Source organism: Paractinoplanes hotanensis (assembly GCF_023717965.1).
In the GTDB taxonomy this organism is placed as follows: domain Bacteria; phylum Actinomycetota; class Actinomycetes; order Mycobacteriales; family Micromonosporaceae; genus Actinoplanes; species Actinoplanes polyasparticus.
In genome coordinates this window covers 169,883-194,423 of the sequence record NZ_JAMQOL010000037.1, presented here as the reverse complement: position 1 = coordinate 194,423, position 24,541 = coordinate 169,883, and the positions used below count along the sequence as shown (strand labels likewise).

Annotated in this window: 26 protein-coding genes and 1 pseudogene; 7 read left to right on the top strand and 20 right to left on the bottom strand. The window is 70.1% G+C overall.

What is annotated here, in order from left to right; translation table 11 throughout:
- Positions 1–98: 98 nt before the first annotated feature.
- Complete coding sequence (locus LXN57_RS48625; RefSeq protein ID WP_438872916.1) at positions 99–569, bottom strand: hypothetical protein; 471 nt, start codon at positions 567–569, stop codon at positions 99–101.
- A 33-nt stretch (positions 570–602) separates the two neighbouring features.
- Positions 603–737 (bottom strand): annotated as a pseudogene (locus LXN57_RS48620) (helix-turn-helix domain-containing protein); the annotation flags it as partial.
- A gap of 883 nt (positions 738–1,620) precedes the next feature.
- Between LXN57_RS48620 and LXN57_RS26145 the strand changes: the two are divergent.
- The 4 genes from LXN57_RS26145 to LXN57_RS26130 are packed head-to-tail and all read left to right on the top strand — an operon-like array spanning position 1,621 to position 5,793.
- Complete coding sequence (locus LXN57_RS26145; protein WP_251800855.1) at positions 1,621–1,884, top strand: hypothetical protein; 264 nt, start codon at positions 1,621–1,623, stop codon at positions 1,882–1,884.
- The gene (locus LXN57_RS26140) at positions 1,881–3,194 is read left to right on the top strand and encodes a cytochrome P450 (protein WP_251800854.1); all 1,314 of its coding nucleotides are present in this window, start codon (positions 1,881–1,883) and stop codon (positions 3,192–3,194) included. The genes LXN57_RS26145 and LXN57_RS26140 overlap by 4 nt, the downstream gene beginning before the upstream one ends.
- Complete coding sequence (locus LXN57_RS26135; protein ID WP_251800853.1) at positions 3,191–4,540, top strand: carotenoid oxygenase family protein; 1,350 nt, start codon at positions 3,191–3,193, stop codon at positions 4,538–4,540. Before LXN57_RS26140 ends, LXN57_RS26135 begins: the two co-directional genes overlap by 4 nt.
- Positions 4,537–5,793 carry a cytochrome P450 gene (locus LXN57_RS26130; protein WP_251800852.1) on the top strand — a complete coding sequence of 419 codons (1,257 nt, stop codon included), beginning with the start codon at positions 4,537–4,539 and terminating at the stop codon, positions 5,791–5,793. Before LXN57_RS26135 ends, LXN57_RS26130 begins: the two co-directional genes overlap by 4 nt.
- Positions 5,794–5,860: 67 nt before the next feature.
- Here the strand turns inward: LXN57_RS26130 and LXN57_RS26125 are convergent, their stop codons facing one another.
- The 15 genes from LXN57_RS26125 to LXN57_RS26055 form a co-directional block, all read right to left on the bottom strand.
- Complete coding sequence (locus LXN57_RS26125; protein ID WP_251800851.1) at positions 5,861–6,319, bottom strand: lamin tail domain-containing protein; 459 nt, start codon at positions 6,317–6,319, stop codon at positions 5,861–5,863.
- Positions 6,320–6,703: 384 nt separating this feature from the next.
- The gene (locus tag LXN57_RS26120) at positions 6,704–6,985 is read right to left on the bottom strand and encodes a putative quinol monooxygenase (protein ID WP_251800850.1); all 282 of its coding nucleotides are present in this window, start codon (positions 6,983–6,985) and stop codon (positions 6,704–6,706) included.
- The gene (locus tag LXN57_RS26115; protein WP_251800849.1) at positions 6,982–8,001 is read right to left on the bottom strand and encodes an LLM class flavin-dependent oxidoreductase; all 1,020 of its coding nucleotides are present in this window, start codon (positions 7,999–8,001) and stop codon (positions 6,982–6,984) included. The genes LXN57_RS26120 and LXN57_RS26115 overlap by 4 nt, the downstream gene beginning before the upstream one ends.
- Positions 7,998–8,243 carry a hypothetical protein gene (locus tag LXN57_RS26110; protein ID WP_251800848.1) on the bottom strand — a complete coding sequence of 82 codons (246 nt, stop codon included), beginning with the start codon at positions 8,241–8,243 and terminating at the stop codon, positions 7,998–8,000. Before LXN57_RS26110 ends, LXN57_RS26115 begins: the two co-directional genes overlap by 4 nt.
- Before the next feature lie 23 nt (positions 8,244–8,266).
- Positions 8,267–8,551, bottom strand: a complete 285-nt coding sequence (locus LXN57_RS26105) for a TIGR04076 family protein (protein ID WP_251800847.1) — start codon at positions 8,549–8,551, stop codon at positions 8,267–8,269.
- A complete protein-coding gene (locus LXN57_RS26100; protein ID WP_251800846.1) occupies positions 8,544–9,272 on the bottom strand; it encodes an SDR family NAD(P)-dependent oxidoreductase in 729 nt (242 codons plus the stop codon). Before LXN57_RS26100 ends, LXN57_RS26105 begins: the two co-directional genes overlap by 8 nt.
- Positions 9,269–10,051: an amino acid ABC transporter ATP-binding protein gene (locus LXN57_RS26095; protein WP_285904677.1), complete on the bottom strand. Its 783-nt coding sequence runs from the start codon at positions 10,049–10,051 to the stop codon at positions 9,269–9,271. The genes LXN57_RS26100 and LXN57_RS26095 overlap by 4 nt, the downstream gene beginning before the upstream one ends.
- Complete coding sequence (locus tag LXN57_RS26090) at positions 10,048–10,899, bottom strand: amino acid ABC transporter permease (protein ID WP_251800845.1); 852 nt, start codon at positions 10,897–10,899, stop codon at positions 10,048–10,050. Before LXN57_RS26090 ends, LXN57_RS26095 begins: the two co-directional genes overlap by 4 nt.
- Positions 10,896–12,071: an acyl-CoA dehydrogenase family protein gene (locus tag LXN57_RS26085; protein ID WP_251800844.1), complete on the bottom strand. Its 1,176-nt coding sequence runs from the start codon at positions 12,069–12,071 to the stop codon at positions 10,896–10,898. Before LXN57_RS26085 ends, LXN57_RS26090 begins: the two co-directional genes overlap by 4 nt.
- 11 nt (positions 12,072–12,082) lie before the next feature.
- Complete coding sequence (locus tag LXN57_RS26080) at positions 12,083–13,033, bottom strand: LLM class flavin-dependent oxidoreductase (protein WP_251800843.1); 951 nt, start codon at positions 13,031–13,033, stop codon at positions 12,083–12,085.
- Between the two features lie 12 nt (positions 13,034–13,045).
- Positions 13,046–13,993: a transporter substrate-binding domain-containing protein gene (locus LXN57_RS26075; RefSeq protein WP_251800842.1), complete on the bottom strand. Its 948-nt coding sequence runs from the start codon at positions 13,991–13,993 to the stop codon at positions 13,046–13,048.
- A gap of 72 nt (positions 13,994–14,065) precedes the next feature.
- Positions 14,066–14,395, bottom strand: a complete 330-nt coding sequence (locus tag LXN57_RS26070; RefSeq protein ID WP_251800841.1) for a hypothetical protein — start codon at positions 14,393–14,395, stop codon at positions 14,066–14,068.
- Positions 14,392–14,892: a flavin reductase family protein gene (locus LXN57_RS26065; RefSeq protein WP_251800840.1), complete on the bottom strand. Its 501-nt coding sequence runs from the start codon at positions 14,890–14,892 to the stop codon at positions 14,392–14,394. The genes LXN57_RS26070 and LXN57_RS26065 overlap by 4 nt, the downstream gene beginning before the upstream one ends.
- Positions 14,889–15,734: a PaaX family transcriptional regulator gene (locus LXN57_RS26060; protein WP_251800839.1), complete on the bottom strand. Its 846-nt coding sequence runs from the start codon at positions 15,732–15,734 to the stop codon at positions 14,889–14,891. The genes LXN57_RS26065 and LXN57_RS26060 overlap by 4 nt, the downstream gene beginning before the upstream one ends.
- Positions 15,735–15,925: 191 nt before the next feature.
- Positions 15,926–16,396, bottom strand: coding sequence for a nuclear transport factor 2 family protein (locus tag LXN57_RS26055; RefSeq protein ID WP_251800838.1), 471 nt, complete (start codon positions 16,394–16,396; stop codon positions 15,926–15,928).
- A gap of 110 nt (positions 16,397–16,506) precedes the next feature.
- Between LXN57_RS26055 and LXN57_RS26050 the strand changes: the two genes are divergently transcribed.
- The 3 genes from LXN57_RS26050 (at position 16,507) to LXN57_RS26040 (ending at position 18,443) form a co-directional block, all read left to right on the top strand.
- Positions 16,507–17,130 carry a TetR/AcrR family transcriptional regulator gene (locus tag LXN57_RS26050; RefSeq protein ID WP_251800837.1) on the top strand — a complete coding sequence of 208 codons (624 nt, stop codon included), beginning with the start codon at positions 16,507–16,509 and terminating at the stop codon, positions 17,128–17,130.
- A gap of 431 nt (positions 17,131–17,561) precedes the next feature.
- On the top strand, positions 17,562–18,242 hold the full coding sequence (locus LXN57_RS26045; protein ID WP_251800836.1) for a DUF4097 family beta strand repeat-containing protein: 681 nt from the start codon (positions 17,562–17,564) through the stop codon (positions 18,240–18,242).
- Between the two features lie 45 nt (positions 18,243–18,287).
- Positions 18,288–18,443, top strand: coding sequence for a hypothetical protein (locus LXN57_RS26040; RefSeq protein ID WP_251800835.1), 156 nt, complete (start codon positions 18,288–18,290; stop codon positions 18,441–18,443).
- A 9-nt stretch (positions 18,444–18,452) separates the two neighbouring features.
- Here LXN57_RS26040 and LXN57_RS26035 read toward each other — a convergent pair whose 3' ends face one another.
- The 3 genes from LXN57_RS26035 to LXN57_RS26025 form a co-directional block, all read right to left on the bottom strand.
- Positions 18,453–21,131: a putative bifunctional diguanylate cyclase/phosphodiesterase gene (locus tag LXN57_RS26035; RefSeq protein WP_251800834.1), complete on the bottom strand. Its 2,679-nt coding sequence runs from the start codon at positions 21,129–21,131 to the stop codon at positions 18,453–18,455.
- 11 nt (positions 21,132–21,142) lie between these two features.
- Complete coding sequence (locus LXN57_RS26030) at positions 21,143–22,306, bottom strand: FIST signal transduction protein (protein WP_251800833.1); 1,164 nt, start codon at positions 22,304–22,306, stop codon at positions 21,143–21,145.
- Between the two features lie 156 nt (positions 22,307–22,462).
- Entirely contained in the window at positions 22,463–24,541 is a 2,079-nt protein-coding gene (locus LXN57_RS26025) for a CDP-glycerol glycerophosphotransferase family protein (protein WP_251800832.1), read from the bottom strand.

Here is a 24,541-nt window from a genome sequence, read left to right as displayed (position 1 = left end):
AGACCTCGTTCGAGGTAAGGCCCAGCCAAGGCCGGGGTCTGATGTCGTCGATCGCGGTGGAACTCACGCGAGGAAAGGGTCACGCCGGGGCGTGATGGCTAGCGCGCAGCGTTGTCTGCGTCGCCGGCCGGCGGATCCGGGACGTACATCAGGTACTCGTCGAGCATCGACCGGTCGACCAGGAGCCCTTCGGTGAACAGCTCCAGGGCGGGCAGCGCCAGGTCGTCCATGTAGCGGCGGAAGAGCTGCGGGAACTCCTCGGGTTCGGCGTTCGCGCCGTGCAGGGTGAACCACAGCAGCATGCTGCCGGTGTTCTGGTAGGACAGGTATCGGGCGCGGGCCGCCCGGTCGCGGCCGGGCCGGACGACGCCGGCGGCCTCACCCGCGGCCAGGTACTCCTCGGCGTCGGCGGTCATCTGCTCGATCAGCTTCGCGGCCAGGTCCCCGCCCGCCTGCATGCTGCGTAGCAGGTACTGCACCATCGGCGCGTACTGCTCGACCATGGCCATCTGGGCCAGCAGCATTGTGCCGCTGCCGTCGGTCAGCGCCTTCGTCTTTTCCGCGCGCACGGTGGCCAGCACCTGGTCGTCGCAGGCCCGACGCAGTCCGTCCTTGGAGCCGAAGTGGTGCACCACCAGACCTGCAGTCACACCCGCGTCGACAGCGATGGCACGCAGGCCGACCCCGAAGCCGTCCCGGGCGAAGCGGGCGATGGCGGCGTCACGGATGCGGCTCACGGTGGCCGACTCGCCACCCCGAGCTTCCCGCTCCACGCCCTCTGACGTCACGAACACAGATTAAACACGTGTTCAATGCGTCCGCAAGAGGCTGCGCCACGCGCCCGTTTTATTCGCCAAAGGCAGGTATCAAGCTACGTGCATCGGCTGCCCGACGGATCGGACACGCAGCATCGACGACCGAGTCGACAGCCATGCCGCGGTTGAGCACATGTCTGTTGCCTTGGCGGTGCACTGCACGCCGCATCGCAGGTGCATAGGGCGTGGCATCGGTGACGAGGCTGGCGCAGCCGAAATCCCGGGGAGTGGTGGGGGAGGGTCAAGGGGGACAGCCGCGGACAGCTACCGCCCCTTGCACCGCAGCTCGGATGATCGATGACCGCCGCGCACGCGTCTGCCGCCAACGCCGGCGTGGCCGGCACGGTCCCCGCGACAACCAGCGTGGTCGCCACACCGATCGCCATCCACCGCCGAAGTCTCCTCATTGACTCTCCACTTTCCTTCAGGGGCTTCGGAACGGACCCGATGGGGACGCCGGAACAGCCGACGTTGACGACGGTGCGCATGATGGGAGCCCGCCCCTCGATTCCGGGACGCCGGCCGTCGCACGGGACGAAGAGGAAGGCCGACACGTCCGGGACTTGAACGACGACGACAGGCGGTAGAAAACGTTGGCGACAGCCATCAACAAGCCCTCCGCGACAGTGATCTCGTTCGACACGCGCGCCGATGACGTACGGTTCCCGAACGCCCTCCGCCGGAGGCATGGGAATCCCGGCGACGCCGTTCGGGTGCCCGCGCACGGGGCGCGACCATGGCCGGCGTCCGGATCCGTTGTCGGGCCTGCCGTGTCGACGATGTCGTCTTCAGCGACGTCGACACCATGACAGCGCTCAAGACCCCTGACGCCGGGATCGAAGCCGCCCGCACCACGCTGGTCGAACTGGGCAAGGCGGTGGTGCGCGGCCGGGTCGACGCCGGGGAGCCGCTGCTGGCGCCCGCGTTCGTGCAGGCGGCCAAGAACCTGGTCGAACGGCGGCTCATCGCCCCGGCCCTGTCGGCGGTGACGCCGGCCCGGCACCTGAGCGCCTCGGTCCGTACGTTTCAGCGCGCGTTCGTCCTATCTGTTCTATGGAGGATTTGTTGAAAGCCACCACGCGGATCTCGGCGGCACGAGCTTTCGGGCAGTTCCGGCGTGATCCCCTCGCGCTGTTCGCGCAGATCGCCGACCAGCCCGACGGTGTCGCCCTGAGTTCGGTGGCCGGGCGGCGCCTGTTGTTCATCACCCATCCCGACCACGTGGCTCGGGTATTGCGGGACAACCATCGTCAGTACAGCAAGGACGCGCCGGTCTATCGGGCCGCCCGGCCCTTCCTCGGTGACGGGCTTACCGTCGCCGCCGGTGGAGAGGACTGGATGCGACGGCGTCGGCTTGTGCAGCCGGCCTTTCATCGCGACACCCTCGGCGCTGCCGCCGCCATCGCCGTGGACTGTGTCGGCGACCTGGTGACGGCGTGGTCCGAGCCGGCGCGCCGGAACGAGGTCGTGGACGTGGCGCCCGCGATGACGGATCTGACGATGCGGATCTCCTGTCGCCACCTCTTCGGGATGGATCTGACCAGCGGCGCCTCCGAGGTCGCGGCCGATCTGCGGATGGTGTGCGACTTCGTGGTGGGCTTTCTGGCTCGGCCGTTCCCGCCGCCGGGTGTGCCGACGCGCCGCAACCGCGAGTTCAGGGCCGCGATGGGACGCATCCGGGCCTTCATCGGGGAACTGGTCGCGCATCCGGCGACCGACCTGGTCGCGGCGCTCGACGCCGAGGCGCGGAGCGGCGGTTCCACGCCGGAGCAGGTGGGCGACGAGTTGCTCGGCCTGTTCTTCGCGGGACATGAGACGCTCGCGCACACGCTGACCTGGTGCTGGTCGTTGCTTGTTACGCATCCGGAGGTGGCGGAACGGCTGCATGGAGAGGTGACGCGGGTGCTGAGCGGGCGCCCGGCCTCAGCGGACGACCTGCCCGAGCTGAGCTGGACGAGGGCGGTCGTGGACGAGGCGATGCGGCTCTACCCGGTGGTCTGGATCATGATGCGCCGGGCCCTCGGACGCGACGAGATCGACGGCCATGAGGTGCGCGCGGGAGACCTGATCGCCTGGAGCCCGTATGTCGGCAACCGCCACCCGCAGGTGTGGCGCAGGCCCAGTGAGTTCCTGCCGGAACGCTGGCATTCTGCCGGTGACCGCGGACCGGACTGGGCCCGGCACTCGGTGGCGCCGTTCGGTCTTGGGCCGCGGGCCTGTCTGGGCTCGGGCGCAGCGGTGATGCAGGCCTGCCTGATCCTGGCGACACTGGTCCAGGCATACCACCTGGAACCCGTCGGCGACGGGCCCCCGCGGCCGAATCCCTCCCTCACACTGCATGCCGCGGGTGGGTTCCCGGCTCGGCTGCGGCGCCGATGAGCCGGTTTCTGGCCGGTGAGTTCCGTCCGCTGCAGGGCGAGCACACCGAGACCGGGCTCAGGGTCGTCGGCCACCTGCCCGTGGAACTGGACGGTCTGTTCACCCAGATCGGTCCCGCGCCGGCCGGTTCTCCGCGGCGTGCCTGGGGCGGCCACTATCCGTGGTTCATGCAGGACGGACTGGTGTGCGGGGTTCGCTTGCAGGACGGTCGGGCGAGGTGGTTCCGCAACCGCTGGATCCGGTCACGCCGGGCGGCCAAGTCACTGGGGATGAGTCCGGCCGAGGGGCCGCGGCACTTCCCGCACGACTCGGTGAACACCAACATCGTCGCCCATCACGGTCTGCTCCTGGCCCTGGTCGAGTCGGGCTGCCTGCCGGTCGAACTCAGCGCGACCCTCGACACGGTGCGGTACACCGATCTCGGCGGGCAGCTCCCGCGGGGCTTCGCGGCGCACCCGAAGATCGACGTGTCCACCGGTGACATGCACCTGCTGGCGTACTCGCCGGTGCGGACCTGGGCTGAGCACATCGTCATCACGGCGTCCGGGCGGGTGTCCAAGATGGACCGGGTGGACCTGGGCGGGCGACCACTGGTGCACGACATCGCTCTTACGCCCGGACACGTCGTCTTCTTCGACACGCCCGTACGCTTCCATCTGAGTTCGGGGCTGGCGGGTGGCTTCCCGTACCGCTGGCGCGATTCCCACCAGGCCCGCATCGGCGTGCTGCCGCGCGGCGGGGGCCCCGTACGCTGGGTTGCCGTCGACCAGTGCTTCCTCTACCACTTGGTCGGCGCCGAGGAGACGCCGGGCGGCGGTCTGGCCGTGCGCGGCATCCGGTACGAGCGGCTGTTCGACCGGCGGAACAGCGACCCGCTGGCGGGCCCGGCGACGTTGTGGGAGTGGCGGATCGAGCCCGGCCGCGACTTCGCCCACGGCCAGGAGATCGACGACCAGCCGCAGGAACTGCCGCGTAGCGACCCGCGCCGGCAGGGGCTGGCGAGTCGCTACTACTACGCGGTCACCAACGAGCCCGGCAACGACAAGCACGGACTGCTCAAGTACGACTTCCAGCGGGGCGCCGCCGAGCACCGACGCCTGGAGAGTGACCACGTGCCGGGCGAGACGGTGTTCGTGCCGTCGGCAAGCTCGGTGGCCGAGGACCACGGATGGCTGCTGCTTTTTCGGTACGACGCCGCACGTGACGCCAGCGACCTGGTCGTCCTGGACGCCCGTGACATCGCGGGCTCGCCGGTCGCCGTCGTCCAGCTGCCGGTCCGCGTGCCGGTCGGGGCGCACAGCAACTGGATCACAGCCGGCGAGCTGCCCGGACCGGAGAACCCATGAGCGAGCTCCGCACCTTCCTCACCTTCGTCGCGGGTATCCGGCGGCGCAAGCTGACGTTCGCCCGCGACGGGTACCTGCGGGGTGACCTCAACGCGCGCCTGCACCTGGCGGTCGGCCGCGAGGACCCGTACGCCCTCTATGACCGCGTCCGGGCCGCCGGACCCCTCGTGCGTACGCGGTCCGGCGATTGGGTCACTGCCGACCATCAGGTCTGTGACACCGTGCTCCGGCACCGCGCGTTCGGCGTGCGACCGAGCAAACTCACCGTGGACGACGCCCTCGCCGACCAGTTCGAGGTGTCGTTCCTCGGGATGGACCCACCCGACCACACTCGGCTACGCCGCCTCGTCCAGCCGTTCCTCGGGCCGGCTCAGGTGACCGGCTATGCGCCGCTGATCGAACGCGCCACCGACCGGCTGCTCGATGAGGCCGGGCCGGGCAACACGATCGACCTGATGGCCGCCGTCGCCGGTCCGTTGCCGATGGCCGTGATGATGGAGATGTTCGGCGTTCCGGCCGACCGGCGCGACGCGTTCAGCCGCAGCGCCGCCGTAGTCGGCAGCGCGATCGACGGCATACATTCCCTCACCCACGCGGCCCGGTTGCGTGACGCCTCCCTCGAATTGGAGCGACTGTTCACCGACCTGTTCGCCCTGCGCTCGCGGGAGCCCGCCGACGATCTGATCAGCCACCTCGTCGTCCAGCCGCCGGGCCGCATCGAACCGGCCGAGTTGCTGCCGCTGGTCAACCTGTTACTGGTGGCGGGGTTCGAAACCACAGTCAATCTGATCGGCAACGCGGTCCTCGCCCTGATGGTGCACCCCGGCTGTTGGGACGCCCTGTGCGCCGACCCAAGGGGCGAGGCGGACGCCGTCATCGATGAGACCCTGCGCTATGACCCGCCAGTCCAGCGGGCCGGACGGCTCGCGCTGGAGGACGTCGAGGTCGCCGGCCGGCACGTCGGAGCCGGCGAGTACATATTCCTGCTCCTGGGTGGCGCCAACCGTGACCCGGTGGCCTTCCCGAATCCCGCCCGCTTCGATCCCGGCCGGCCAAGGACCACAGCCCATCTCGCGTTCGCCAGCGGCATCCACTACTGCGTCGGACAGCCACTGGCCCGGCTGGAAGCCACCACCGTCCTGCGCAGGCTGGCCGAGCGACTGCCCGGCATGAATCTCGCCCGCCCGGTACGCCGCCGCACCTCCGGGATGGTCCGCGGCCCACGCGAACTTTGGATCCGGCGCCACACGTGAGCAGCCGCATGGCTCGCAGTAAAGCCGCCCAGGCGCCAGGCGCCAGGGCGGCTTCAGCTGAAGGCGATCAGCAGTTCGTGGCTCCCGGGCTGACCCGAGTCCACTTGCAACTGTCGAGAACGGCGCCGCTCGGGGTGTAGAGCTTGGCGGTGTCGCCGGGGTTGTTCCAGATGTAGTTGCCCGAACCCCAGTAACGGTCCCAGCTGTTCGGCGCACCTGAGGAACCCCGGCCGGTGTGCACGACGATGGACGACTTGGGTGCGACCACCGTTGACACCGCGAACTTGTAGGTCTTGCCCGCCGCGTCCTTCACGCTGAAGTTGCGTAGCTGCTGCGGCTTGGTCGTCGAGTTGGTCAGCTTGAACCACTCCGCGTTCAGGCTGGCCGCGCTGCGGGTATCGCTACCCGGCGAGTCGTACTGGATCCGGGAGAAGTAGAACACCGGCAGAGCGGCCTGAGCGGGACTGACGACACCGAAGACAGCGGCCGGTACGGTGGCCATGACCAGAGCGAGAAGTCGCTTCACGGAGAACCTTTCTACGGTGAATGTGCTCGTACAGGTGTAATGGATCTGAGTTGTGGTCGGGCACCCGCCGTCCGGTGATTGTTGTCGGCCGATTGGGTGTCGCTACAGTCCAGCCGCCCGAGCCTCTATTGCATGTGTTGGATGCAGGGTGTGGGCGCGGGCGAAGGCCGAAGCCGAATCCTTCGATACGAGCTTTGGCCATATCTATTCCTCATCGGCAATCTAATACGCCAGGACCCGGACGTACCCTCAAATCAAGCTTTCCCGTCGCTGCTTCACCGGGGGCAGCCGCGCGTCCTGCTGGGCCTGCACCGCCACTCGTCCCCGTTACCCCGGGGCAGCGAGAGCTACGAGATGTTGCGGCTGCTCGCCGCCGGCCGGGATTCAGGCGGTGATGTCGTGGAACTGCGGCGCGGCGGTGGCGACCGAACTGATGAAGGTCGTCCACGCCCGGGTGTGGGCCTGGTCCTTGTGGGCCTGGTGCTTGTCCCGGCTTTCCCAGATCTCCAGCAGGCGCAGGTTGCCGGGCTCGTCGATCTTCCAGGAGAGCTGGTATTCGAGGCAGCCGTCCTCGGCCTTGGAGGCCTTCTGGAAGGTGGCGCCGGCCTCCTCGATGTCGCCGATGCGGGAGGGGTCGACGGTGATGCCGCCGTGCACGATGATCATTTGTTGCTCCTTTGTTCGAACGAACTGCGCAGGGCGGGGAGGACTTTCCGGCCGATCAGTTGGAGGGCGGCGGCCGGGTCGGGGCCGACCGGCGGGCCGAAGGAGATGTGCCGGACGCCCGCGTCGATCAGCGCCGCGCACTGGTCGATCACGTCGTCGACGCCGCCCACGATGCCCAGCTGCAGCATCGATTCGGTGACCGAGGCGATCGCTTCCTCCTCGTGGCCGGCCAGCATGAGTTCCTGAGTGTGCGCGAACTCGGCCGGGTCGAGCCCGTTGGCGGTGAGCGCGTCGGTCGAGAGCGAGCCGCTGTAGAGGGCGATGTGCCGGGCCAGCAGGCGCCGGGCGGTACGCCGGTCGTCGGAGATCGAGGCCCACACGCAGGCGGCCACGTCCAGGTCGTCGAGGGTGCGGCCGGTCTTCGCGGCGCCCGCCGACAACTGGTCGATCACCCCGTACACGTGGCGTGGGGGGAGGCAGAGCGGGAGCGCGCCGTCGGCGATGCGGCCGGTGAGATCGAGCATTCTCGGGCCCATGGCGCCGATGTAGATGGGTGTGGGCCGCCACGATCGCAGGACGGCCTGGGGCGTCCAGCCGTCGGCGACGCCGGGCACGTCCGCCGGGCTGCGACCGTTGACGAGCTCGCGGATGGCGAGCACGGCCTTGCGCGTACGGACGACGGGTTTCTCGGGATTGAGGCCGCCCCAGCGGAAGAAAATGTCGGAGCCGGCGCCGATCCCGAGCAGGAACCGGTCGCCGGAGAGCTCTTGGAGGCCGGAGGCGAACATGGCGATCTGCGCGGGGTGCAGCGACACCGGGTCGATCACGCCGGAGCCGAACCGGATGCGGCGGGTTCTGAGCGCGATCGCGGCCAGGGTCACCAGGCCCGGTTCGCCGAAGATGTCGTTGCCGGTCCAGACCTGGTCGAAGCCGGCCTCCTCGACCAGCAGAGCCTTGTCGACGACGGACAGCACGCCGTGGCCGCCGATGCGGGCGCTGAACACGATGGGTCTCATTGTTCCCCCTCGACGATCGGCTCGATCCTGATGTGCAGGTTCTCGGGCGGGTCGGGACAGGCCAGCAGGGGCCGGCCGCGCAGGTAGGCGTCCGGCTGGTCGGTGTCGAGCCGGCCGAGTACCGCCGGGATGACGGAGGCGATGGCGAAGTAGCAGAACCGTCTTCCCTCCGGGACGGTCACGCCGGTCGGGGACAGCTCGAACGAGTCGCCGACGGCCAGACCGCACGCTGAGTAGTTCATGCCCTCGACCGTGCAGCGCACCCTCACGGCAGGGCCTCCAGCCGCAGCACCACGCCCTCGGACGCGTCGGGGCAGCAGAGGTACGGCTTGCGCACCAGCCAGTCGTCGGCCGGGATGGGGTTCTGCCGCATTCCCAGCACCGGTAGCACGCCCATCAGCGCCAGCGGGCAGAACGGTTTGCCGCCGGTCGACAGTCCCGGCCCGTCCACGTCGACGGCGTCACCGACCTTGATGCCGCAGCGAGGAGCGTCGGCGCGCTCGACCACGATCCGTACGCGCGGGCAGGCCGGCAACAGGTTGTCAGCCACCGATCGGCTCCCCGCCGGTGACCCACAGCGTCTGCCCGGTCAGCGCGGGCGACCGGACGAGCGTCAGCACGGCCGCGGCCACCTCGGCGGGGGTGGGGAAGGTGGGCAGGGCCATCCGCTCCAGCAGCCGGGCCGAGAGGGCGACCTGCGCGGGGGTCAGTTCGTCGTCCTCGTCAGGATCGACGACCCGGCCCGGCGCCACCACGTTGGCAGTGATCCCGTGCCGGCCCTCCTCGAGGGCGAGGTAGCGGGTGAGTACGGTGGCCGCGGCCTTGGCCGCGCCGTAGGCGCCCAGACCCGGGGCCGGCCGGGACATCAGCGCCCCGGAGATGTAGACGATCCGGCCCCAGCCGCGGTCGCGCATGCCGGGGACGACCTGCGCGCAGAGCGCGGCGTGGGCCTGTACGCCGGACAGTTGGGCGGTGAGGTCGGTCGTGGTCGTCCCGGCCACGGGCGCGGACGTCCGCAGGGCCGGGTGCGCCGCGTTCACCAGCACCGCGACCGGCCCCACCTCGTCGCCGAGCCGGGACACCGCGGCTGGGTCGCCCAGGTCGGCCCCGACGGTCACGTGGTCGCCGGTCAGTCCGGCGACCACCTTCTCGGCCACCTCGGGCCGGCTGCGGTAGTGCACCGCGATCCGGAACCCCTCGTCGGCCAGCGCGATCGCGACGGCCCGGCCGATCGGGCCGGTACCGCCGGCTATCAGAGCGACCGCGGTCATCGGAGCACCGCCGCCAGGAACGCCTGCGTGCGCTCGTGCCGCGGTGTCACCAGCACGTCCTCGGGCGTCCCCTGCTCGACGATCCGGCCGTCGTCCATGAAGATCACCCGGTCGCTGACCTCGCGGGCGAAGCCCATCTCGTGGGTGACCACGACGACCGTGATCCCGCCGGTGGTGGCCAGGTCCTTTATCACCGCGAGGACCTCGCCGACGAGCTCCGGGTCGAGCGCGCTGGTCGGCTCGTCGAAGAGCATGACCTGCGGCCGCATGGCCATGGCGCGGGCGATCGCCACGCGCTGCTGCTGCCCGCCGGAGAGCTTCGACGGGTACGCGGACGCCTTGTCGGCCAGACCCACCCGGGCCAGCAGCTCCCGGCCGTACTCGCGGGCCGCGCGCGCGTCCTGCTTCTTCACCTTGATCGGGGCGAACGCGACGTTGTCCAGCACCGTCATGTGCGGGAAGAGGTTGAACTGCTGGAAGACCATGCCGATGCCGAGCCGCTGCCGGCACGCCTCGGACTCGCGTAGCTCGTGCAACCGCCCCCGGTGCTCGCGGTAGCCGACCAGCTCGCCGCCGACCTCGATGCTGCCGGCGTTGATGTCCTCGAGGTGGTTGATCGTGCGCAGCAGCGTGCTCTTGCCGGACCCGGACGGCCCGATCACGCAGACCGTCTCGCCCTGGCGCACCTGCAGGTCGACGCCGCGCAGCACCTGGTGCGAGCCGTACCACTTGTCGACGCCGCGAATGTCGATCATGACCTCGGTCAGCGCATCGGTCATCGTTCGGCCGCCCTTCGCTCCAGGAAGAATTGCGCGATCGAGTAGACCGAGATCACCAGCAGGTACCAGATGGTGGCGACGATCAGCATCTCGATCGTGCGGAAGTTGATGCCGGAGATGCCCTCGACGACCGTCAGCAGGTCGCCGCCGGCGATGACGGAGACAATGGCCGAGGCCTTGAGCATCCCGATCGACTCGTTGCCGAGCGGTGGGATGATCACCCGCAGGGCCTGCGGCAGCACGATGTGGCGCAAGGTCTGTGCCCGGTTGAGCCCGAGGGCCTTGGCCGTCTCGTGCTGGCCCCTGCCGACCGCGAGCAGCCCGCTGCGCACGATCTCGGCCATGTATCCCGATCCCGCCAGCGACAGGCCGATCACCGAGGCCACGAACGGGGTCACCACCTGGCCGACCGGAGCGGACCAGAACACCACGCCGGTGAACGGGATGCCGAGCGTGAAGCTCTTGAAGAACAGGCCGAGGTTGCCGACCACGATGAGCAGCACGATCAGCGGGACGCCGCGGAAGAAGAACACCCAGGCGGCCGCGACGCCGGCGATGACCCGGCTGGGCGACATCCGCATCACGCCGATGACGACCGCGAGCACGAGCGCGATCACCATGCCGATGGCCGTCATCTCCAGGGTCAGCAGCAGGCCCTTGAGCACGGTCTTCGCGAAGAGGTACTGGCCTACGACGCTCCACTCGAAGTTCGGGTTGGTCGCGAAGCTGTAGGCGGCGCCGAGCACCAGCAGCACGACCACGGCGGCGCCGGTCATCCGGCCCCAATGGCGGACAGGGACGACGTCCCGCTTCGGCGCCGCGCGGGTCGCGGTGGTGGTCTGAGTCATCGGCTCTCACCCATCGCCACGAGCGTTTGGCCCACGGAGGTCCAGCGGCTGCGCCAGGTCGAGGCGTGGGCGGTGACGCCAGTGCTGTCGCGTACCAGCCGCTCGAACGGAAAGCTCTCGTACACCACCTGGGAGCCGAGGATCTCGCCGCAGCGGTCGAGGACCACGCGGGTGAATTCCTGCGCCATGGGGGCGTCGCCCCGGGCCATCGTCAGCTCGTCGGGCGTCGTTCCCTCGGTGAAGATCTGCTCGTCGATCGCCCGCATGCCGTCGAGTACGAGCGAGCGCGCGGCCCGCACGTACGACACGGCCTCGCCCAGCAGGGTCAGCTGCCGCTCGGTCGCCTTGCGGTCGCGCAGGTGGCCGGTGGCGAGGTCCACGGCGTGCTGCGCGATGCCCACCGAGATGCCGGCCATGCTGTAGAAGGGCAACTCGACGTGCTTGTTGAGCGGCTCGGCGTCCGCGGTCGGCGCGAAGAACCGGTCGAACGAGTGGTCGGCCGGGACGAAGACGTCATCGACCGTGTAACCCTGGCTGCTGGAGCCGCGCAGCCCGATGACGTGCCAGTCGTCGAGCAGCGACACCTGCTCCTTCGGGAGCCAGACACCCAGCGTGAGCACGCTGCCGTCCGGCTTGCGCACCGGTTCGCCGTCGCGCTGCACTTCGACGCCGGCCACGATCCGGTCGGCCGAGCGGATGCCGCTGCCGAACTTCCACCGGCCGGTGACCCGGTATCCGCCCGGCACCTCGACCGCCTTGCCCTTGGGGTGGAACGAGCCGCACGTGGGCAGGTCGAGCTCGGGATACAGCTCGGCGAACGCGGCGTCGCCCAGCCGGCCGGCGTAGAAGCCGGTAGCGGCCAGCACGGCAACGTTCCACGCGATGCCGGCGTCGGCGGTGGCGACCGCCTCGACCATGCGGGTCTGGTCGGTCAGGCTCATCTCCGGACCGCCGCGGCGGCGCGAGAAGCCCACCCGGTACGCGCCGGCCGCCCGCAGCGCCTCGCGCATCCGGTCGGTGAGGAACGCTTGCGCCTGGGTGGCATCGGCCTGCTCACGGACGACCGGCGTGAGCGCACGGACGTTGGCCAGGATGTCGGCGGCGGTACGAGGCTCGCGCAACGCCGGCAGCTCGTCGGCCGATGCGGTGACGGACGTGGGGGTGGCAACCATGGTGACTCCGATCAGAGGTGGGGTAGGACGTGGCGGCCGAGCAGCGCCACGGCCTCGACGAGCGAGCCGCCCAGCGGCTGGCCGAACGACAGATGGCGGACGCCCGAGGCTTTCAGCTCCAGGCAGCGGTCGATGACGTCGTGGACGTCGCCGGCGATGCCCAGGCGCAGCATGTCGTCGTCGACCGCGGCCGTGGCGGCGTCCAGGTCGCCCGCCGTGACCAGCGACTGGACGTGCTTGAAGCGCTCGAGGTCGAAGCCGGCGGCGGCCAGGGAGTCCTGCGCCAGCGAGCCCGAGTAGGCCGCGATCTTGGCAGCGAGCCGGGCCCGGCCGGCGTCCCGATCGTCGTCGATCGAGACCCAGAGGCAGCAGGCGAGGTCGAAGTCGGGCTTCGACGCCGTGTCGCCGACCCGGGCGGCGAACCAGTCGATCTGGGTGGGGGGCAGGCAGAGCGCGAGGACGCCGTCGGCCTCGCGCCCGGCCAGGGCCAGCATCTTGGGACCCATGGCGCCGAGGTAGATCGGTGTGGGCGCCGGCCCGTCCTTCAGCGCGGCCCGCTCGTGCCAGCCGTCCGGTACGCCGCCGGTGAGCAGGGTGCGGACCGCCCGCAACCCCTCACGCGTACGTCGTACCGGCGCCGCCAACTGCAGGCCGGCCCAGCGCAGGAACACCTCGGAGCCCGCGCCCAGGCCCAGCAGGTACCGGCCGCCGGAGAAGTCCTGCAGTCCCGCGGCGATCATGGCGATCTCCGCGGGGTGCAGGCTCACCGGGTTGAGCACACTCGAGCCCACCCGGATCCGGCTGGTCGCGGCCAGGGCCACCGTCACCGGCACGATCCCGGAGCGGCGCAGCAGGTCGTTGCCCGTCCAGATCTGGTCGAATCCGAGTTCCTCGGCGGCCACGGCACAGTCCCGGAACACCTTCGCCGGGGTGCCGCTGCCCAGCCGTACGCTGAATCGCATTTGTCTATGGCCTCAGGAAGCGGCCTTCTCGCCGATCGCGGTCCTGGAGACCGGATTGGCGACCAGCTCGCTGCTGGTGATCGCGGCCGAGGACATGTCGTACTTCGCCATGATCTTGTCGTAGGTGCCGTCGGCGACGATCTTCTGCATCGCGCCCAGCACCGCCTTGGTGAGGCCGGGCTGGGCCTTCCCGATCGCGATCGTGGTGTACTGCGCCGGGAACTCGCCGGCCGGCACCTCGACGATGCCGAAGGTGGAGCCGCTCTTCTTGAGCACAGCCTCCTGACTGGTGGTCGAGTCCATCCAGGCGTCGACCGTGCCGGCCCGGACCGCGCTGATCGCGGCCGTGGCGCCGGAGTACTCAGCCAGCTTGATCGGGTTGCTCGAGCAGGAAGCGGCGCTGACCTTCTTGACCGTGTCGGACTGGATCGAGCCGACCGGCAGGCCCACCCTCTTGCCGCACATGCCGGCCAGGGCGGTCACGCCGGAGGTCTTGTCACTCAGCATGAGCAACGCCATCGTCGACTTGTAGAAGGGCACCAGGTCGACGACGCCCTTCTCCCGCTCCTCGGTGGCCGAGACCTGGCCCCACAGGGCGTCGACGCTGCCGGACTGCACGCCCGGCAGCTGGGCCGGCCACTGCATGTTCTTCCAGACCATCTTGACGCCGAGCACCGGTGCGATGGCAGCGGCCAGATCGGGGGCGATGCCGACCGGGGTCGAGGTGTCGGTGGTGGTGACACTGATGACCGGCGGGGTCTCCCAGAGCGCGCCGAGGCTGATCTGCTGGGACGACTTGACGCCGTCGGGCAGTTCTGCGGCGAGCGTGCTGTCGACCGCGGCCGACGGGACGTCGGCGGCCGGGGCCGCTGCGTCGTCGGTGGGTGTCGAACATCCGCCCAGTAAGGCGGCGGCGAGAGCTATCAGGCAGAGACGCGAACGGGAGAGACGCATGGGCATCCAATCAATAAATAGCTCGATATATACGTCTTCTGATGAGTGGGTTGGTGCGCCTGATCGCCGTCGCGGCGTTCAGACAGGGAGGGTGGTGAGGATGAGGGCGCAGCCCTCGGCGGTGCAGGCCTCGGCGACGGCGTCGTTGCTGTGCGCCGGGGCCAGGACGATGACGGTGTACTCGTGTCCGTAGCGCTCGATGAAGTAGGCGGCGTCCCCCGGACGGGTGGCCGCCTCGCCGGGCCGGGGGCGGAGGTGGGCCAGCCGCCGGGCCGGGGCAGCGCCCGCGTCCCGCAGGATCTCCGCGATCCCGTCGAGAAGGCCGCGCGGGGCGGGCATGCCGACCGCGATGCCGAGCCGGCGGCCGACCGGCCGATGCGCGGCGCGGACCCGGTCCAGGATCGTCACGCGACCTCCAGGCGGCGGAACGCCGAGCCGTGGAATATCAGCGGGTCGACGGCGTTGTCCTGCCAGAGCTGATGCACCTCGAGCAGCACGACGCGGTGGTCGCCGGCCGGGATCTCGCCGAAGACCGAGCAGTCCAGCCAGAGGGGCGAGCCGGCGAAGAGTAGCGCACCCTCGCTCGTGCGCTCGATCGGGTCGTCGCCGAAGCGGGCGCCCCGATCGCGGCCGGCCAGGCGCCGGCAGAGCTCGGCCTGGTCGGCGCTGAGCAGCGAGACGCCGACTCGGCGGCTGTGGCGCAGCCGCGGCCAGGTCGTGGACTCGTTGCGCACCGAGAAGAGCACCAGCGGTGGGTCGAGCGAGACGCCGACCGTGAACGACGAGGCCACCAGGACAGCGGGCTGGCCGCCGGCGTCCGCGGCCAGCGCCACGACGCCCGAGGGAAACCGGCCGAACGCCGAGCGGATCAGGTCGGTGTCGCCGCGATGGGACGTGAGAGTCATGCGGCACCACTGGAGGTGACCTGCTCGACGTACGCGTGGGCGTGCGGCAGGAGGCGGTCGCGCAGCTCCTCGAACAGCGGCAGGCTCCGGCGGGCCGGCCAGTCGTCGGGCAGCAGCGAATCGGGCAGGCCGGGATCGACGTACGGAATCGGCCGCCAGCTGTCCAGCCCGCGGATCGCGACCGCGAAGGCGCGCTGTGGCGTCGGGTCCTTCACCGCCGCCTGCACGTCGTCGGCGTGCACAGCGAGGAAGTCGTCATGCAACGCCCGGATCGCGTCGAGGTCCCACCAGAGCGCGACCGCGACCGGGGCCGGTTTGTCGCCGCGAATCTCGTCGGCCAGAAAGACCGTGGCCCGCGCGTTGAGCCCGAGGTCGGCAAGGATCTCCTCGACCTCGTCGACCAGGAAGCCCGGGCAGATCCACAACGCCGGTGAGACCGAGCCGCAGCCGATCCAGGACAGCCGGCGGCGCAGCTGGTGGCGCAGGTCGCGTTGCTCCTCGGGAACCGAGTAGGAGATCAGACACCAGCGGCCGTCGTGGGTCATGAACCGCGGGCGGTAGAGACGCTGCTCGCCGCGCTCGATCATCGGCACCGCGTCCGCAGACAGTCGGTAGCCGGTGACCTTCCCACGAGCGTCGGGGATGAGCAGGCCTTTGGCCTTGAGCCGGCTCAAGGCGTTGCGCGTGCGGGGGTCGGGGACGTCGATGGCGCGCATCAGCGTGATGAGATCGGCGACGGCGATCCAGCCGCCGAGGCGGCGCAGCGAGGTCGCGACGATCGTGCGCAGCAGAGACGTCGTGCTTCCGGGTGCCGCATCGAGGTCGTCCAGTTGCGGCCTCATACCACAAAATCCCTGTTCACAGCTCCTCCACCGGATCGGGGGTGACCTGGAGCATATCGTGAACGTGACGATCGGCAAGATGGTGATATGTAAATTTGCGATTTCTGGCAGCCGGGCGACCGCCGCGAGCGGGTGTGGGTCGGTTGAGGATGTTCGGGCCCACGCCCAGCAGGCGCGGTGAGCGGGTGGAGCTACACCCCTGTGGTGGCTGCCTCGGCGGCGTCGATCGCCGACTTGAAGTCGGGGCCGGCCCCGATCTGGGCGAGCAGCACGTTTGCCGCGTTGTAACAGTTGAAGCTCTCGATTTTTCCGTCACGGAGATGCCAGAGATCTGCCGTCGGCACGTCGATACGGCTACCGGTCGGCGGGATGTCGCCGATCGGAGTCGGGAACTTGCCGAGATGCGTTCCCTGAATTCGCAGTTCGACGGCAACAACGTCACCGAACGCGTGCACTTCGAGGAGCTCACGGTGGACGTCGGGGAAAACGCCGGCGAAGCCCGCCAGCGCCTGAGGAATCTGGTCCCCGCGGAAGGTCAGTGAATTCGGCATGTCGTTGAACGTGCCGTCTTCGGTGAACAAGGCGCGAAAGCCATCTCCGTCGAGGACGCTTCCTTCCGACAGCCGGTATGCCTCGCGAACAACCTCTTCGTTGGTTTTCACTTCTGCTCTCCCTTGGTCCTTGGTGCTGCTACGACGGGGTCTCACTGGTGCGCGCCTCAACCAAGCTAACAGGTTTTTGACCGTATGGTCAATAACGTAGGCTTGGTCACATGCCCCGTCCCCGCAAGTTCCTCGAGAGCGATGTCGTCAGCAGCGCCAGTGAGGTGTTCGCCGTGCACGGCCTGGCCGCTGCGACGCTGGATGACCTGGTGCGGGCGACCGGCCTGGGGAAGCAGAGCTTGTACAACGCGTTCGGCGGGAAGCGTGAATTGTTTTTGCGGGCGCTCTCCGAGGATCGGGAGGAGGCGACGCGCGCCGTTTCGGAAGCGCTCGGGCACGATGACGCTTCGCCGCTGGAACGAATTCGGGGTCACCTGCTCCGGATGGCGATCGAGTTCAGCAGCAGCGATCGGCGGGTCTCGCTGGCCACGCGTGCGCTGGTCGAATCGACCGGTGCGGAGGATCCACTTTCGACGGCCACGAAGACCGGCATCGAACAGCTCGCCGGTGTCTATGCCCAATGTCTGGAACACGCGCGGGAGAACGGGGATCTCCCGGAAGACGCGAACGTGCAATCACTGGCGGTCTACTTCGTCGCCGTCACCCGGGGGATGGAGTTGCTCGGCCGCGCCGGCATCGGCCGCGGCGTTCTCACCGCGGTCGCGCTCGACGCGCTTCGCGTGCTCCACGGTCAGCGGATGGAAGAGGCCAACGATTTCCCCGGGCGTCTCTAAAGGCGCGCTCCGGACCGGCTCGTCCCACTCGATGTGGTGGTCGTAGACCCACTGGCTCGGGTCGTTGCCGGTCCGGGCCATCCGTTTCATGGCCAGGCTCATGATCAGGTCGCGGGGTAGCCGGGCAATCGGGCCGAGCGCCTTCCAGCCGCCGGTTCGCTGGCCCTGCTCGACGACGCGCTCCACCCGCGCCCGGCGCCGCTGCTCGTAGGCGGCGAACGCCGACTCGATGGTGCCGGAGTCGCGCAGACTCTGGGCCGGCACCACCGCGTTCGAGCAAGCCGGCAAGTGGCCCGGTGTCAGAGGCGCGTCAGCGCCATGACCGTTCGGTGTCAGCGCGGCGGGCGATCGTTTCTTCGTGGCCGGCCATCGACCACATCCACATTCGCGGTAAGCGCCCCGTCAGCGGGGACGAACCTCAGGAGAGCATGATGCAGACGTTCGAAACCCCGGCTCCGATCGCCGCCGTCCTGGACATCCCCGCGGGAGGCGTCCGGTTCGCCGCCGCCGACCGTGCCGACACCACAGTCGAAATCGCGCCCTTGGACGCCTCGAGGAGCCGCGACGTGAGGGCTGCTGAGCAGACCACCGTCGAATACCGCGACGGCGTTCTGCACATCGAGACCCCGGCCCAGAACCAGATCCTCGGCCGGTCCGGATCCATCGCGGTGACGGTGCACCTTCCCGCCGGCTCACGGGTCGAGGCCAAGGCGGCCGCCGCCGAGTTCCGCGCCACCGGGCGGCTCGGCGACGTCGTCTTCGACGGCGCGCACGGCACGATCGAGCTCGACGAGGCCGCGAGCGTACGCCTCACCGCTCACGCCGGCGACATCTCGGTCGGTCGTTTGGACGGCCCGGCGCAGATCAGCAACCAGAAGGGCGACATCCGCATCGCCGAGGCGGTGAGCGGCACGGTCGTGTTGCGTACCGAGCACGGCACGATCTCAGTCGGTGTGGCTCCCGGGGTCTCGGCCACGTTGGACGCCGGTACTTCCTCCGGCCGGATCCGCAACACCCTGCAGAACACCGGAGGCGCCACCGCTCCAGTCGACATCCGCGCCACCACCGGCTACGGCGACATCACCGCCCACAGTCTCCCGGCAAAGCCGTAAGACCTTGACCGCCACCCATCCGTCTGTTCGATCGAAGGAGCAAACATGTCCGTCACGGTCACCGAAGAGCGCAGCGGCTTCCGCGAAGCGGGGCTGGGCGGCTCGGGAAGGATTCCCGGTCTCGTAGCCCTGGTCAGCCGGGGCGACGAGACCCACGTCGGCTGCCGGACCTCCACCCTCTACCAGGCCATCGACGACTGATGAGGTGGGTCAGGCGGCTCCGGCGGGTGACGGCTTCGGAGCTCCGGCGAGCAGCAGGGCCGTCGCCTCGTTCGGTGGCACCGGCCGCGAGAACAGGTAGCCCTGACCGAGCCGGCAGCCCAGGGCGACCAGATCGGCGTGCTGCTCCGGCGTCTCGATGCCCTCGGCGACCACGGTCAGGTTCAGCGACTCCGCGATGGCCAGCACCGCGCGGACGATGCCCCGGTCGGTAGCGGTGTCCGGCAGGCCGGCCACGAACGAGCGGTCGATCTTGACGGTTTCGACCGGGAGCCGCTTGAGGTGGCTGAGGCTCGAGTACGAGATGCCGAAGTCGTCGAGCGCGAAGTGGACGCCGGCCGCGCGTAGGCGGGTGGCGAACTCGTTGACGTCGATGCGGATGGCGCTGTGTTCGGTGGTCTCCAGCCACACGTCCGCCGGATCGGCGCCGCTTTCCTCGATCACCTTCAGCGTACGGGCGGCAGCATCCGCCTGGTGCAGTTGCACCGGCGACAGATTGACGCTGATGCCCAGCCGCTCCCCGGAGAGCAGCCGCCGCCACTCGGCGAGCTGGCGGCACGCCTGGCCGAGCACCCACTCGCCGATGTCGGTGATGGCGCCGCTCTCCTCGGCGAGCGGGATGAACTCGTCCGGCGGCACCAGGCCGCGCACCGGGTGGTGCCACCGGCAGAGCGCCTCGAACCCGATGATCCGGCTGTTGCTCAGCTCGACTATCGGCTGGTAGTGCACGGCGAGCTGGCCGCGGGCGGACGCGAAGGCGAGGTCGGAGCGGAGCTGGAGCCGGTCCAGGCTGCGGCGGGAGGCCGCGTCGTCGAACACCTCGGCGCGGCCTCGTCCGGCGTGCTTGGCCGCGTACATGGCGGCGTCCGCGTCGCGCAGCATGGTGGCCGGGTCGGCGTGACCGCGGACGCCGAGCACGCCGCCCACGCTGGCCGAGATCTCGACCCGCTCGTCGAGCAGCGCGAACGGGACCTCCATCGCCGCCACGACCCGGTCGCCGACGGCACGGACGTCGTCCAGGTCGGCGACGCCGTCGAGCAGGACGACGAACTCGTCGCCGCCGAACCGGGCCAGCAGGTCGCCTTGGCGCATGCAGCCGCGCAGCCGGTCGGCCGCCTGCACCAGCAGCTGGTCGCCGGCGTCGTGGCCGAGCCGGTCGTTGACGTCCTTGAACTTGTCGAGGTCGCAGAAGAGCAGGCCCACGTGGTCGGCGGCGCCCACCCGGGCGAGCGCCGCGTTGAGCCGGTCCGCGGTGAGCGTGCGGTTGGCCAGGCCGGTCAGGGGATCGTGGGTGGCGCGCCGGCGCAGCTCGTCCTCGAGGCGGCGGCGCCGGTCGATGACCCGCGACGACAGCACGACGGTGTTGTCGGCCGCTACCGGGCGCAGGGCGCTCTCCACCCACACCCACCGGTCCTCGCCGGTGAACAGGCGGTACTCGATCGTCGGGGTGTGGACCGGGCCGGTCAGGGCGGCGGCGACCGCTACCCGGTCGCTGGGGTGCGCCAAGGCGGTGACCGGGGTCCCGAGCAGCCGGCCCGGCGGCAGCGCCAGCTCGCGCTCGTACGACGGCGACGCGTACACGAAGCGGCCGGAGTCGTCGACCACCGCGATGAGGTCGCTGATCGAATCGGTGATCAGGCGCAGGGAGTTCTCGCTGGCCCGCAGCGCCAGGTACAGCTCGGCGTTGTTCATCGCGACATCGACGTACGTGCCAAAGAGGGTGCCGGCCTCGGCCGCCTCCGAGCGGAACGGCACGCCGTCGTACCGGAAGGCGTACAGCACAGCGGCGGGGATGCCCTCCCGCATCACCGGAACGGCGAGCACCGAACCGCCCACCGGGAACCCGTCGTGCACTCCGGCGTACGTTTCGCCGACGCTCAGGGTCTCCCAGCCCCACAGCTTCCCGGACGGCAGCGAGTGGCCCACGGGCAGGACATCGAGACGGGTCGCCGCGCTGAGCGTCGCGACGCCGTCCTCGATCGTCACCACACCGCCCTCGAGGCCGTCCACCAGGATGGGGAGGAGCCGCGCGGATTCCTCGAACAGGGTCGGCAGGTCGAGGCAGCTCGTGAGGCGGTGGCCGAGCCGGGCGAGGGTCTCCACCGTCGCGCTGCGGCGGCGAGCCTGCACCGCGAGCCGGAGCCGGGACGCCACCGACCGCAGGACCGGCAGGTCGGCGGACGGGAAGCCGTCGGGGCGGGACCGGAACATCATCAGCAGCTCGTCAGCCGTACCGTCCTCCCCGGCCGGCACCCAGACGGCCGAGGCGGGCGCCAGGCCGGCGATCGAAGGCGGGAAGTCGGCTTCGGGGTCCAGAGCGGCGCCCGTACGCGCGATCGCCTGCCCGGCCGCGATGGCCTCCGCCGCGGCGCCGGCGAGCGGCCAGCCGTCCGTGTAGGCGGCGTCGTCCTCGGGGATGCCGCACGTGCCGGTGAGCTGGAGCCGGCCGGCCACGACCCGCGCCGACACGGTGACGTCGGCCGCGTAGACCTGCGACAGCACGGCGAGCGTCTGCTCCACGAGCTCCGTCGGCGAGGACGGCTGCCCCAGCACAGTGAGCACCCGGATCAGCCGCGAGGTCTGCCGGTACGCGTCGGCCGCGGCCGCGGTGGCGCCCGCCAGCTTCTCCCTGAGCCTCTCGCCGGCCTCGTCGGGTGCGATCTTGTCCATCGATACCCCGCTCAGAGGGCCAGAGCGGTGATGGTGGCGTTGTGGTACCCGGAGACGCCGACGGACCGGGCGAACTCCCCGTACGTGTAGAAGCCGAACGTGGCGACCGGACCGGCGGCCTTGTGCAGCCGGGCCGCCTCCTCGCCCTCGCGGTCGCGCAGCAGGTCCAGCCGCGCGATGCAGCTGAACGTCAGCATCACGGCCGGTTCGTCGATGTCGCCCAGCGCGTCCTCGACCACGTTCTCGATGACGTCGAGCAGGCCATCCTGGTCGGCGGAGACGATCTGCACGGCGCAGTACTCCGGGAGCGGGGTGAAGGTCCGCACGGCGCCCTGCTCGTCCAGCAGCGCGCCCCGGACGACCTGCGTGCCGTCCGGCTCGATCAGGCCGAACGAATGCGCGGTGCGCCAGTCGGAGCGGGCGCCCACCGGTGCCGTGGTGTCCTGCACGAGCCCCTCCTGGTATACGTCGGCGGCCGGGCGCCCGTCGATCTCGTGCACCAACTGGCCCTCGACGCGGGTGACCAGCATGGGCAGGCCCTGGGGCTGCCAGCCGTGCCCGGACACCACGCGCAGCGGCTGCTCCGAGCCGATCCAGACCGCGACCGCGCCGTTGGCGACCACCTCACCGCCGTGAAACACCGACGAGCCGGCGAACGTACGGTCGTCCCCGGCCGCACCGCCGACCACCGGGACCTGAGCGCCGGTGACCCGGTAGAGCCCGTTCAGCAGTCCCTGCATGTCGCCCGCCATGCCGTCGGCCAGCAGCAACAGCGCGCCGTACGGGGTGGGCTCCGAGCCCGCGGCGTCGCGAGCCCGGCGGGCCAGATCGCGGCCGGCCGCGGTGGTGTCACTGCTGATGCCGCCGACCACTGCCGAGCCGAAACGGTACCGGCCCCCACCGAGGATCATCACGCTGACCGCGGGTCCCGGCGGGATGAACTCGCCCTCGGAGAACTGCCCACTGGTCGTAGCGCCGACCAGTGGCGTCTCTCCGGTGACGGCACGGACGCCGTCGAGCAGCGCGGCCAGGTCGTACCGGATCGAGGCGTACACGATCACCAGGTCGGCGGCGGCGCCGTCGAGCCCGGCCAGGGCGGCACGGGCGGCGGCGGTTCCCGCAGCGGTGGCGTCTTCGTGGCTGCTCCGGCCCGACCCGAACGGCATTCTCGTCATATCGGGGAAATCGGCCGCCGGTGGTCCGACCTTAAGACTCGGACGGTCCGACCTCAGCTCATGTCACCACGTGACCGCCCTCGCTCGCCGGCCGGGCCCGCGCAAACAGCGAAAGGGCCCCGCCGCGTGGTGCGGCGGGGCCCTGGCGTCCGGTTGTCAGGAAGTGATGGACACCGGCTCGCCGTCGTCCGACTGGGCGGCGGCCACCTTCGCCACTGCTTCCAGGGGCTCCATCGGGGCCGCCACGGGGTAGGGCTTGGCGATGAGGTCGTCGAGGGCGTCGTTGAAGCGGGTCAGCGGGTCCGGCTCGTCGGGGCCGAGCAGGTAGTGGCGCAGGGCCTCGCGGCGTTCGGCCATCGGGTCGACTGGCTCCGCCCGCTGCAACTTCTGGACCAGGTCGGACAGGCCTTCGGCCTTGGAGCCGAGCAGGTATGCGCCGCCGGCCACCGTCTGGGCGGTGCGGAACGCGGACTCGTCCTGGTTGTAGATGTTGGTCACGACGTACGGTTTGCCGCTGCCCACGAAGTCGGAGACCACGGCCGAGATGTCGGCGATCATCATGTCGGCCTCGTTGAAGCACGAGTACAGATCGGGGCGGGGACCGGTCACCGTGCGGTGGGCCCACCAGCCGGCTGCGTCCCAGTGCGCCCGCTGCCAGTCCTGTTCGGCTTTCAGCAGTTTCGCGTGCCGTTCCGGGTCGGGGGTGCCGTTGTCGCGGGCCGTCTGGGCCGAGTCCGGGCCCTGGGAGCCGGACAGCTGGTCGATCAGGCGCTGCAGCTCGGTCAGCCGGCCCTTGCTGGCGGTGCGCTCGGCGGCGTTGGCGGCGACGATCTTGGTCCAGGCGGGGTCGGCGGCCCGGAGTTTGTTCGCCGTCTCCAGCATGTCGATGATCTGCTGGTTGATCTGGCGGGTGATCTTGTCCTGGTAGCCGGTCAGCGGGTGGGGCTTGTAGATGACCCGCACGTTCGGCGACAGCGCCAGCAGCGTCTTGACGATCTTGACGCCCATCACCGGTACGGAGCTGAGCGCCAGGTCGTTGCTCCAGCCCTCCCAGGTCGGGGCGTACAGGACCGTGAAGATCCGCCGGTCCTGGCGCGGCGGTTCCAGGGCGGCGAGCTGTGGGCGGCCGACTTCGACGATCGAGGCGTCCGAGACGGCCCCTCCCGCCCGGCGGTACCGGTCGCGACCGGCCCGGCCGGCGACCCACACTTCGTCGTAGACCCGGCTGGCCGGGTTGGTGCTGGCGACCTTGTCGCTGTCGCCGTGCCCGACGAAGATGTGCCGGATGCCGTTGTGGCGGAGCATGTGGAGGTTGTTGCCGACGTTGCCCACGTACATGACGACCTTGAGATCCGGCAGGTCGAGGTCCATCACTTCGGGCCCGCGGGGCATGCTGATGATCGGCAGGTCCGTCGGACCGATCCGGGGGACGTGTTTGTGCTCGCGGACCAGGATCATCGCCTTGTGCCGCAGCTCGGCCAGCGTGGTGAGCCAGGAGTCGACCTGGTAGCTGGTGCCGCTGGCCTCGCCGAGGCTGAAGTAGAGCATGACCTCGGGCTGGTAGGCCCGCACCTGCCGCAACACCTCCGCGCGCACCTCGTCCCGGTCGCCGAGGACCCGGTTGCGGCGGTAATGGACCGCGACGACGGCCAGCATCCCCAGCGTGTAGAGGGCCGATACGGCGAGGCCGAGTACGGCGAAGTAGTTCGTACCGGCCGCTGCGTCGATCACCACGCCCACCGCCAGCGGGATGGCTACCTGCGTCAGCGGGGTCGGCGCCCCGAGTCGCAGCCAGGCCGGGGGCGCGTCCGGGATCCGCAGCCGGGAGAGATCCAGGTTGCGGGTCGAGTGCGGCAGCTGGCGCCGTTGGTTCAGCAAGCGCAGCAGAGCGGTGAAGACGCCCCGCAGCAGGTACAGGGACGGTATCGCCAAGGTCAGAAGGCCCAGCTGGGCGACATCGTATTCGCCGGAGCGGGCGATCAGCACCAGGACTGCCGCGTCGCGGATGATCGAGCGAGGCACCGTGCCGAGGTGGACGCGCCGCAGCGCGATGGTCAGCGGCGTTCGCTGGATACCCCACAGTTCGGCGACGAGGACGGCCACGAGGCCGGCCGCGAACACGATCGGCCACGGTACGAAGGCGCCCACGTAGAGCACGGGGTACGAGATGCCGAACAGGACGTACCGGACCAACGTGTCCGGTCGGCTGATGTCCAATTTCGCCGCGACGTTCAC